Source organism: Actinomadura kijaniata NBRC 14229 (assembly GCF_001552175.1).
Classification (GTDB): domain Bacteria; phylum Actinomycetota; class Actinomycetes; order Streptosporangiales; family Streptosporangiaceae; genus Spirillospora; species Spirillospora kijaniata.
Window position 1 is genome coordinate 23,817 of sequence record NZ_BCQR01000137.1, and the last position, 10,268, is coordinate 34,084.

The window sequence follows — 10,268 nt, forward strand, 5'->3', positions numbered from 1 at the left end:
CCCCAAGGCGCCCTCTTCCCTCGTCGCAGGCTCCGCTCGCCGCCCTCGCTCCGCGAAGGGCAGCCGTGCCCATCGGCTCGCTGCGCTCGCGGGCCAGAGCGCGCCGCGCCCCTCCGGCTGGCTCACTTGTCGCCCTCCAGGCGGGCCAGTTCCTCGTCGACGACCGAGGGGTCCAGCTTCTTGAACAGCGGGGTCGGCTTGGCCAGCGGGACGCCCGGCTTGATCGGGGTGGACTCCCAGCGGGCGGCGGTGGCGTAGTCGCCGGTCAGCACCGGGTAGTCCGGGCCGCCCTCCTCCGACACGACCTCCAGGCGCGGCATGCCGCTCCACTCGCCCTCGCCGCCGAGCATCTCGTAGACCTTCTGCGAGGAGTTCGGCAGGAACGGCGTCAGCAGCGACTTGGCGTCGTCCACGACCTGCAGGGCCGTGTACAGGATCGACTGGACGCGCGCGGGGTCGTCCTTGAGCTTCCAGGGGGCCTGGTCCGACAGGTAGCGGTTGGCGTCGCGGACCACGTCCAGGGCCTCGGTGATGCCGTTCTTGAAGCGCGAACGCTCCAGCTCGGCCCCCACCGCCCCGAACGCGTTCCGGCTGCGCTCCAGCAGCGCCCGGTCGGCGTCGGTCAGCTCGTCCGGCTCGGGGATGGCGCCGAAGTTCTTGGCGGCCATGTTGATCGAGCGGTTGACCAGGTTGCCCCAGGCGGCGACCAGCTCGTCGTTGTTGCGGCGGACGAACTCGGCCCAGGTGAAGTCGGTGTCGTTGTTCTCCGGGCCGGCGATCGCGATGTAGTAGCGCAGCGCGTCGACGTCGTAGCGCTCCAGGAAGTCCTTGACGTAGATCACGACCTGGCGCGAGGAGGAGAACTTCCGGCCCTCCATCGTCAGGAACTCCGAGGACACGACCTCGGTCGGCAGGTTCAGCTCGCCGAGCGAGCCCGCCTCGCCGCCCCGGTCGCCCTTGCCGTTGTAGCCCAGCAGCATCGCGGGCCAGATCTCGGCGTGGAAGACGATGTTGTCCTTGCCCATGAAGTAGTAGGCCAGGGCCTTGGGGTCCTGCCACCAGGCGCGCCACGCCTCCGGGTCGCCCGAGCGCCGCGCCCACTCCACCGACGCCGAGAAGTACCCGATCACCGCGTCGAACCACACGTACAGCTTCTTGGCGGAGTTGTCGCGCCAGCCGTCCAGCGGGATCGGCACGCCCCAGTCCAGGTCGCGGGAGATCGCGCGCGGCTGCATGTCGTCGAGCAGGTTGAGGGCGAACTTCAGCACGTTGGGCCGCCACTGGCCCTGCTTGGACTTCAGCCAGGTCGCCAGCACGTCGGTGAACGCGGGCAGGTCCAGCATGAAGTGCTCGGTCTCGACGAACTTCGGCGTCTCACCGTTGATCCGCGAGACCGGGTTGATCAGGTCGACCGGGTCGAGCTGGTTGCCGCAGTTGTCGCACTGGTCGCCGCGCGCGCCGTCGTAGCCGCAGATCGGGCAGGTGCCCTCGATGTAGCGGTCGGGCAGCGTGCGGCCGGTGGACGGCGAGATCGCGCCCATCGTGGTCTTCGGGAAGACGTAGCCGTTGTCGTACAGGCCCTTGAAGAGCTCCTGCACCACCGCGTAGTGGTTGCGGGTGGTGGTGCGGGTGAACAGGTCGTAGGACATGCCGAGGCCCAGCAGGTCCTCGGCGATCACGCGGTTGTAGCGGTCGGCCAGCTCGCGGGCCGTCACGCCCTCCTTGTCGGCCTGGACCTGGATGGGCGTGCCGTGCTCGTCGGTGCCGCTGACCATCAGGACCTGGTTGCCCGCCATCCGCTGGTACCGGCTGAACATGTCGCTGGGCAGAGCGAAACCGGAGACGTGCCCGATGTGGCGGGGCCCGTTGGCGTACGGCCAGGCGGGCGCGGTCAGGATGTGACGGCTTGACGAGGACATGCAGTCAAGAGTAGAGGGATCGAGGCCACCTCATGCACCCGAACTCCCCCGTTGTGGATAACCTGCTCAGCGGCGGTCGTTCGGGCGGGGCAGGGAGCGGAGCGGGAATGGTGCACGGCGCGGAGACGGTCCGGAACGGGCCGCGGGTCCTCCGGCGTCCCGACGCGACCGCGCGCCCCCGCGCGGCGGTCCGGCGCCGCCGCGTGGCGCTGCTGTCGGTCCTGGTCGGGGCGTGCGCGGTGCTCGCACAGTGGATCACCATGGTGCCCCCGCTGTACTTCGACCCCTACTACGTGTGGCTGGCGGCCCGCGACTGGCCGCACATCCCGCTGGACGCGTGGCCGTTCGTGGAGGTGCCGCACCAGGTCACCCGGATCGGGCTGGTGCTGCCCGCCCGGCTGGCGCAGGAGGTGCTGGGCGACGGGCAGGTCGCCTACTTCACCGTCGCGGCGGCCGGCGGATGCCTGTTCTTCGTGGGCTGCTACCTGGTGGTGCGGTCGCTGTTCGGGGACGTGGCGGGCGTGCTGGCGGCGCTGCTGCTGATCGTCCACCCGTTCTTCACGCTGACCAACCCGTTCGAGAAGGAGATCACCTGGTCGGCCGGGGTGATGCTGCCGGACATGCCGGGCGCGGGGCTGTTCGCGTTCGGGATGGCGGCGCTGGTGGTGGCGTCGCGGCGGGAGGGCCGGGCCCAGACCCGCTGGCTGGTGACCGCCGGGCTGCTGCTGGCGTCGGCGTTCCTGGTGCGGGAGTTCCTGGCGTTCCTGTTCCTGGTGATCCCCGCCTACCTGGCGATCCTCGGCGTGCCGTGGCGGCGCAACGTCACCGTCGGCCTGCCCATGCTGGGCGTCCTGGCCGTCAGCCTCGTCCACAACACGATCGTGTGGGGGACGCCGCTGGCCGGGATAGTGTCGGCGGCCGAGCACGGCGGCAAGTCCCGCGACTACGTCACGCGCGGGCTGGCGGCGCGGTCGTTCCTGCGGGCCATGGGCGACTGGCATCCGCTCGGCTGGGTCTTCGTGGGGCTGCTGGCGCTGACCGTGGTGGGCTGGCTGGTGACCCGCGACCGGCGGCTGGCGCTGTGCCTGGTGTGGTTCGCGGCGCTGGCGGTGCCGCTGACGCTGTTCTCCGGGGTGCTGGACCCCAACGACATCTCGCTGCGCGGCTGGCTGCCGCGGTACTGGTTCGCGGTGTTCCCGGCGCTGCTGGCGGGCGGGTTCGGCGCGGTGGTCCTGCTGGCGCGCCGGTGGATGCCAGCGGCGACGGCCGTGCTGGCCGCGGCGACCCTGGTGGTGGGCGCCGCGTACACCGTGGCGTCGGTCCGGTCCGTTCCCGGGCTGGCCCGCGACTCCGCCTGGAGCGAGCTGCGCGGCTGGCTGGCGGCCGGGAACGGCGACGACATCCGCGAGATCGTCGCCGACCGGCGGCTCGCGCAGACCCTCACCTTCTACGTCCGCACCCCGTGGGGCGAGCCGGTGTGGAACGGCCGGATCAACGACTTCGCGCACGACACCACCACGGCGGTCCCGAAGTCCGACGGCCCGATGCTCTACACCCGCTGGCGCGGCCAGGAGTCGCAGGTCCTGTTCGGCTGGAGCCCCGAGGCGGCGGGCTGGCGGCTGCGCTGGGAGTCCTCCGACGGCGTCCTCGGCCTCTGGGACCCGCCCGCCCGGGGCTGAACCGGGCCCGGGCGGGACATCAGCCCGAGCGCCGCCAGGCGACCCAGCCGTCGTTGGGGGACGTGCGGCGGTCCACGATCCGCCATCCGGGGGGCGCGCCGCCCTTCCAGGTGGACTCGGCGGGGGTCTTCCCGTTCCAGTAGACCAGCACCAGGTCGGCCTCGCGGGGCGGGGCGTGGTCGCCGTCGAAGCCGATCGTGGCGGTCCAGTTGAGCCAGTAGTACAGCGGCAGCTTCAGCCGCCAGGAGATGTCGTCGTCCACCGCGACGACCGGCGTGGTGGCGGGACCGGCGATGGAACGGACGTCGGTGGCGGCGGTGTACTCGCGGACCAGGGGCGCCCCGATGCGCTCGTTGGCCGTCGCGATCATGCCGGTGCTGACCAGCGCGCACAGGGCCGTCAACGTCACCGTGGCCAGCCCCCGCAGCCGGGACGCCAGCACCGCCAGTCCCAGCAGCACCAGGCCCGCCAGCGTCGCCCGCTCCAGCCGGAACGCCGTCCAGTCCCAGGTCAGGAACGAGATCTCCGGGAAGTCGTAGGGCGTGAAGGTGTAGCGGGCCAGCCGGTCCCCGGCGTGCCAGCCCACCACGACCGCCGACCCGGCCAGCAGGGCCGCCGACAGCGCCGCCGCCCACGCCGCCGCCCGGCGGGGAAGCCGCAGCAGCACCGCGCAGCCCACCGCGAACAGCACGGGCGTCACGCACGCCAGGTAGCGGCCGTAGGCGTAGTTCCCGACGCGCTGCTCGTCGGGCAGGGCCGCCGAGGTCGCCAGCGCGATGCCCGCGACCACCGCGACCACCGCCAGCGCCAGGGCCCGCAGCCGTCCGGGCGCGTCCCGGCGCAGCGCCAGCATCGCCAGCGCGACCAGCCCGACCCCGGCGAGCCCGCCGGTCGCGGCGAGCTGGTACCAGACCTGGCCGGTCGCCAGGGACAGCGTCCAGCCCCAGCCGTCCAGGGAGGTCAGCCGGAGCAGCAGGTTGCCGCCGAGGTCGTTGTCGCCGTTGGGGTACATCGCGGGCAGCAGCGAGTGGTTCAGGCGCGTCCCGGCGAGCGCGACGCCCACCAGCACCGCCGCCGCCGACGCCGCCTCGCCGCGGCTCCGCCAGCGGGCCACCGCCGCCGTCAGCACCAGCGCCGCCTGCACCACCAGCAGGATCACGCCGCGCGTGTGGCAGACATAGGAGTAGGCCGCCAGCGCCGACGCGCCCGCCCCGTACAGCGCCACCCGGGCGGGCGACGCGGTGACCCGCGCGCCGGCCGTCAGCCACGAGTGGACCAGCAGCAGCCAGCCCAGCACCACGACCGGCAGCACCGCGTCGGTGAGGGCGAACTCGGCGAAGAACACCACGCCGGTCAGCAGCGCGGTGGCGTTCCCGACCAGGAACGCCGCCCGCCGGTCCAGCCCGCAGCGGTGCAGCAGCACCAGCGCCAGCGGCAGCATCAACGCGCTGATCAGGGCGTTCTCGGCCTGGATGAGGCGGTAGACCGTCTGCGGGTCGTCCGACAGCCAGTGGGCGGGCGTCAGCAGCAGCGGGTAGCCGCCCCGGTAGACCGTCCCGTAGGACAGGTCCGCGGCGGGACCGCCGCTCAGCACGCGGGCGGCGAACAGGTACCCGGTCTCGTCGGGGGTGGCCACCGGCATGGTCTGCCCGGCGGAGGCGACCAGCCGGACCGCGACCTGCGCCAGGTAGGCCAGCAGGACCAGCAGCGTCCGCCGTCGTCTCGGGGGGGCGGCGACGTCGGGTCCGGGGGTCGCCCGACGCTCCGCACGCGTGTCCGGGTGCAGGGGTGGATGCGTCGTCATCGGTGCTGGGGGGTGCCCTGGCCGATCACCGTGAACGGGATTCTCATCGCCACCTCAGCGTGTCACAGCCCATCCGGCGGGACGAAACCGGGGAGGAAAGAGTCAGTAACTTCTCAGGTGGCGCGACGCCGTGGAACGGAGGCGTCACGCCCCGTGAGATGATCGCCGTGATGGACGGCGGGCACCACGAAGCCCCCCGCCCGGCGAGGGCGGAGGGCTCCGGACGTGGAACGAGGGGACGATCAGCCCTCGGTCCTGGTCTCGGCCTTCTCGGCCACGGCCTCGGCGGTCTTACCGGCGGCCTGCCGCTCCACCGCGACCTTCTCCGCGGCGGCGTCCACCACGTTGGCGGCCTCGTCGGCGGCGTCCACCATCGGCGGGTGCTGGCGGCGGCGGATGCCCAGGATCGACACGAACAGCGAGGCGAAGATCGCCTGGAAGCTCATCATCAGCGCGACGGCGGCCGGGACGACCATGCGCAGCGAGTGCCGCGGGTCGAGCTCGCCGAAGCTGTTGACGCGCCAGTGCATCAGCGAGGCGACCAGCCCGGCCAGGCCCGCCAGGGCCAGCAGGCCGCCGAGCACCAGACCGCGCTCCAGGCTCCACCACTCGACCAGCTTCTTGACCCGGCTGTCGGGTGGCAGGAAGCCCTCGTGCATGGCGTAGACCTTGGTGAGCAGCGCGAACAGCACCGCCTGGAAGCCGATCACCAGCGCCGCGCCCGCGCCCACCAGGGTGTCGACGTCGAACGCGATCTCGCCGATGCGGACCGGACCGAACGACAGTGCGATCCCGGCGACCAGTCCGAGCGTCATAAAGATCAGACCGGGGATGAAGAACAGCCAGCGGGGGCTGTAGAGCATGAGGAAGCGCAGATGACGCCAGCCGTCACGCCAGGTGTTCAGGTGCGGCGGCCGGGACCGGCCGTCGGGCGACAGCGTGGTCGGCCGCTCGCGGATGTCGTACTTGGCGAGCGTGGCCTTCACCACCATCTCGGAGGCGAACTCCATGCCCCCGGTCTGGAGGCCCAGCCGCAGGATCGACTCCTTGTTGAAGGCGCGCAGCCCGCAGTGGAAGTCGCCGATCTTGCTGCCGAAGAACAGCCGCCCGACGAACGACAGCACCGGGTTGCCCAGGTAGCGGTGCAGCGCCGGCATGGCGCCGGGGGCGATGCCGCCCTTGAAGCGGTTGCCCATCACCAGGTCGGCGCCGTCCCGCAGGTCCTCCAGGAACGGGCCGAGCGTGGCGAAGTCATAGGAGTCGTCGCAGTCGCCCATCGCCACGTACTTGCCGCGGGCGGCGCGGATGCCGCCCATCAGGGCGTTGCCGTACCCCTTGTCGGCAACCGGCACCACCCGCGCGCCCGCCTCGCGGGCGAGCTGCTGGCTGCCGTCGGTGCTGCCGTTGTCGGCGACGACGACCTCGCCGTCGATGCCGCTCTCCTCAAGAAACCGAACCGTCTTCTGGACGCATGTCGCGACCGTCTCGGCCTCGTTCAGGCATGGCATCACTACGGAGAGTTCCACGCGATCTCCTTCGTTACCGCTGGTGACCGTCTGCGGTATTTTCGACTCATCTCATCGTGGGACCGGTCCCGCATGCGCGGGAAGCGTGTCATGTTGCGCACTTGCAACGCATTGTCCCCCTCCGCCAGGGTCACGGGCGGCAGGCTAGGACGTCTAGCATACGGGCACCTCAGCCTGGAAGGGGTGGTTCTGCTGTGACGTGCGCCGAGCAGAGTGAGGCCACGCAGGGGCCGGCGGACGCGCAGCCGGCCGTGGAAACGGCGGGCCATCCCGTACGTCTTGACCGGAAGAACAGAGTGGCGCGAGTGACCAGAGGGGGAATCGTGGTCGTGTCAGGGCTGCGCGGACGTGTCCGCGTGTCCGCGCTGGGGCCGCTGATACGCCGCAATCCGGCCTTCACTGTGATCCTGGCCATAGCCGCGCTGCTGCGGCTCGTGGCGATGGTGGGCTACGCGCCCGTCATGTTCTTCAACGACAGCTTCGACTACCTGCACGTCGCGGTGAAGCCGCAGCCCCACCAGCTGCGCCCGAACGGCTACTCGTTCCTGTTGCAGGCGCTGGAGCCGTTCCACAGCTTCGCGCTGGTGGCGTTCGTCCAGCACCTGATGGGCCTGGCGATGGGCGTGATGATCTACGCCCTGCTGCGCCACCGGTTCGGGCTCCCGGGCTGGGGCGCGACGCTGGCGGCGGCCCCGGTCCTGCTGGACGGCTACCAGATCCAGCTGGAGCACCTGGTGCTGTCGGACACCATGTTCACGTTCCTGGCGGTGACGGCCGTCACGGTGCTGCTGTGGCACGAGCGGACCACCTGGAAGGTCGGCGCCGCGGTGGGCCTGCTGATCGGGATCGCCTGGCTGACCCGCTCGGTGGGGCTGCCGGTGCTGCTCGGCGTGCTGGTGTTCCTGCTGATCCGCCGCACCGACTGGCGCGTCCTGGCGGTGCTGCTGGCCGCCAGCCTGCTGCCGGTGGTGGGCTACATGGGCTGGTACAAGGCCGAGCGCGGCAAGTTCGCGATCACCGAGAGCAACGGGATCTTCCTGTACGCCCGGACCTACAAGTTCGCCGACTGCCACAAGATGAAGGACATCCCCGTCCAGGAGATGCCGCTGTGCACCGAGGCGGTCGGCGGCAGCCGCCAGCCCAACTCCCAGGACGGCATCTGGAACGCCGCCTCCCCCCTCAACCGCTACACCGGCCAGCGGTTCAGCCCCGAGAAGAACAAGATCGCCAACGACTTCGCCCGGCGCGCGATCCTCTCCCAGCCCGGCGACTTCCTGAAGGTCGTCGCGCACGACTTCATCCGTGTCTTCCAGTGGAAGCGCACGGTGTTCCCGGATCCGGCGACCTACTCGCAGTACGAGTTCGGCCGCCGGTCCGCGCCGCTGCCGGAGTGGCAGATGGGCGGTGGCACCGCCCGCCAGGAGGCCAACCTCTACGAGGACGGCGACGCCCGCACCAAGCTCAACCAGCCGTTCGCCGGTGCCATCCGCGTCTACCAGGACCACGTGTACCTGCGCGGCTCCCTGCTCGGTCTCATCCTGCTGGTCGGGCTGGCGGGCATGGTGGCGATGTGGCGGCGCCTCGGCGGCCTGGCGTTCCTGCCGTGGTCCCTGGCGACGGGCCTGCTGCTGGCCCCGGCGGCGACGGCGGAGTTCGACTACCGCTACGTGCTGCCGGCCGTGCCGCTGGCCTGCCTGGCGGCGGCGATGGCGTTCGGCCCGGAGGCGCGGGCCCGCTTCGCGGCGCTCCGCCGCGGGGGCAGGGCCGCGCCGGAGACGACGCCGGTGCCCTCCCTGGAGGACGTCGTCGCCGATCCGAAGGTCCCCGCCCCCGCGGCCGGCTCGGCGGGCTGATCCCGCGCGGCGGCCGGGGACGGCGGTCTACCAGGCGTGGATGCGCCTCAGGTGGATCACCGTCTCCAGGCCGCTGTCGGGCCGCTGCTCCGGTACCCGCCCGCTCTTGCGCCACGGCGCCGAGAACGCCTTGACGTTGCCGCTGTGGCACTCGCAGCACGGGTGGTCGGTCCAGGGCGTCGTGCACGGGTGCCCGCCGTGGGCGTAGGCCACGGCCTCGCCGCCGTGCCCGTCGTCGACGTGCCGGACGTCGAACCCCTCTTCCCAGGTGGCGCCGCAGCGCAGGCACTCGTAGATCCACACCTCGTGGTCTGACCATGCGTTTCGCACAGCCCCCACCTCCTCGGGAACGCCTCATCGCGTTCCCTTCCAGTGTGCTCCCGCGGGCGCCGTTCCGACAGTCCGCCGACGGCACCCGAACGCGTGGTCAACGCCCGGCCGGTTCCGGCCCGCTCCCTTACCGGGAGTCCCCCCGCGCCGCCACCACGGCGTCGTAGACGGTCCGCTTGGGGACGCCGTTCTCCTTGGCGATCTCGCTGATGGCCTGCTTGCGGGGCGTTCCGGCGCCCTCGCGGGCGGCGACGGCGGCGGCCAGGTCGGCGGGGTCGGTCAGGCCCGCGCGGGCGGGCGCGCCGCCGACCACCAGCGTGATCTCGCCGAGGACGCCGGGCGCGGCCCACCCGGCCAGCTCGGCCAGCGGTCCCCGGCGGACCTCCTCGTAGGTCTTGGTGAGCTCGCGGCACACGGCGGCGGGCCGGTCGCCGCCGAACGCCTCGGCCATCGCCGCCAGCGTCGCGGCCAGGCGGCGCGGCGACTCGAAGAACACCATCGTGCGGGGCTCGTCCGCCAGCTCGGCCAGGCGGCGGGCGCGCTCGCCGGGCTTGCGGGGCGGGAAGCCCTCGAAGCAGAACCGGTCGGTGGGCAGCCCCGACATGATCAACGCGGTGGTCACGGCGGACGGGCCCGGCAGCACCCGCACCGGGACGTCCTCCGCCACGGCGGCCACCACCAGCCGGTACCCGGGGTCGGACACCCCCGGCATGCCCGCGTCGGTCACCACCAGGACGTCGCGGCCCGCCAGCAGCTCCGCCAGCAGCTCCGCCGAGCGCGCCCTCTCGTTCTGGTCGTAGTAGGACACGATCCGGCCGGTGAGCTCGACGCCCAGGTCTCCGGCCAGCCGCCGCAGCCGCCGGGTGTCCTCGGCCGCGATGACCGGGGCCGCCGCCAGCGCCGCCCGCAGGCGCGGCGAGGCGTCGTCGGCCCGCCCGATCGGCGCCGCGCCCAGCAGCAGCGTCCCGGTGGGCCCGCCGGTTTCCTTGGTGTCCGCAGAGTTCCCCGTCACCCCTCCATTGTCCCGCCCGGCCCGCCCGCGTCCGGCCACCGCCCCGCTGCGGCCTTACGATGGCGGGATGGCGATGACGGATTTCGCGCCGGACCACGATCTCGGCCGGCGGTCGCGGCCGCCGACCGCGCGCGAGTGGCTCCCC

7 protein-coding genes are annotated in these 10,268 nt (G+C 72.3%); 2 read left to right on the forward strand and 5 right to left on the reverse strand.

From position 1 onward, the window contains the following. Positions 1-122 precede the first annotated feature (122 nt). Positions 123-1,919: a methionine--tRNA ligase gene (gene metG / locus AKI01S_RS34875; protein ID WP_067827572.1), complete on the reverse strand. Its 1,797-nt coding sequence runs from the start codon at positions 1,917-1,919 to the stop codon at positions 123-125. 107 nt (positions 1,920-2,026) lie between these two features. Between metG and AKI01S_RS34880 the strand changes: the two genes are divergently transcribed. Next, positions 2,027-3,598, forward strand: a complete 1,572-nt coding sequence (locus tag AKI01S_RS34880) for a glycosyltransferase family 39 protein (RefSeq protein ID WP_067827574.1) — start codon at positions 2,027-2,029, stop codon at positions 3,596-3,598. Between the two features lie 19 nt (positions 3,599-3,617). Here the strand turns inward: AKI01S_RS34880 and AKI01S_RS34885 are convergent, their stop codons facing one another. Together AKI01S_RS34885 and AKI01S_RS34890 are read right to left on the reverse strand one after the other, a co-directional pair. Next, complete coding sequence (locus tag AKI01S_RS34885; RefSeq protein WP_067827577.1) at positions 3,618-5,402, reverse strand: hypothetical protein; 1,785 nt, start codon at positions 5,400-5,402, stop codon at positions 3,618-3,620. Between the two features lie 242 nt (positions 5,403-5,644). Beyond that, a complete protein-coding gene (locus AKI01S_RS34890; protein WP_067827580.1) occupies positions 5,645-6,928 on the reverse strand; it encodes a glycosyltransferase family 2 protein in 1,284 nt (427 codons plus the stop codon). Positions 6,929-7,233: 305 nt separating this feature from the next. Between AKI01S_RS34890 and AKI01S_RS54415 the strand changes: the two genes are divergently transcribed. After that, complete coding sequence (locus AKI01S_RS54415; RefSeq protein WP_281186177.1) at positions 7,234-8,781, forward strand: glycosyltransferase family 39 protein; 1,548 nt, start codon at positions 7,234-7,236, stop codon at positions 8,779-8,781. Between the two features lie 27 nt (positions 8,782-8,808). Here AKI01S_RS54415 and AKI01S_RS34900 read toward each other — a convergent pair whose 3' ends face one another. Together AKI01S_RS34900 and rsmI are read right to left on the reverse strand one after the other, a co-directional pair. Next, positions 8,809-9,111, reverse strand: coding sequence for a hypothetical protein (locus AKI01S_RS34900; RefSeq protein WP_157420371.1), 303 nt, complete (start codon positions 9,109-9,111; stop codon positions 8,809-8,811). A 127-nt stretch (positions 9,112-9,238) separates the two neighbouring features. Further along, a complete protein-coding gene (gene rsmI, locus AKI01S_RS34905; protein ID WP_067827587.1) occupies positions 9,239-10,123 on the reverse strand; it encodes a 16S rRNA (cytidine(1402)-2'-O)-methyltransferase in 885 nt (294 codons plus the stop codon). Positions 10,124-10,268: the final 145 nt, after the last annotated feature.